This is a genomic window from Bittarella massiliensis (ex Durand et al. 2017) (assembly GCF_017566145.1).
Classification (GTDB): domain Bacteria; phylum Bacillota; class Clostridia; order Oscillospirales; family Ruminococcaceae; genus Bittarella; species Bittarella massiliensis_A.
This window is the reverse complement of record NZ_JABFCL010000300.1, coordinates 1-215: the sequence shown is the minus strand read 5'-3', so window position 1 is coordinate 215 and position 215 is coordinate 1. Positions and strand designations below refer to the sequence as shown.

At 48.8% G+C, this 215-nt stretch carries 1 protein-coding gene; it reads right to left on the bottom strand.

Features of this window, described 5'->3' with window-relative positions; all coding sequences use genetic code 11:
* A partial coding sequence (locus tag HJY11_RS14425) for a hypothetical protein (RefSeq protein ID WP_208076552.1) occupies positions 1 to 215 on the bottom strand: 215 nt, incomplete at both ends.

Sequence of the window (215 nt, the reverse complement as noted above, 5' to 3'; positions counted from 1 at the left end):
CATTTCTCGCATCATTTCTTCTTTGCCTGTCATAATCTGAATCACATACCACATTCTTCCTCCTACAAAAGAGTATGCTTCGCCATTCCACGGCCTCTGCCCTGGACTCTCTTCCCATTCTTACCGCAGTCTCCCCCCGGCAGTCTTTACTGTCGTCGAAAGTGTTTCTGCCGTATTTATCTTCTCCCTTCCCAGATCCGATCTCCTGGCAGACA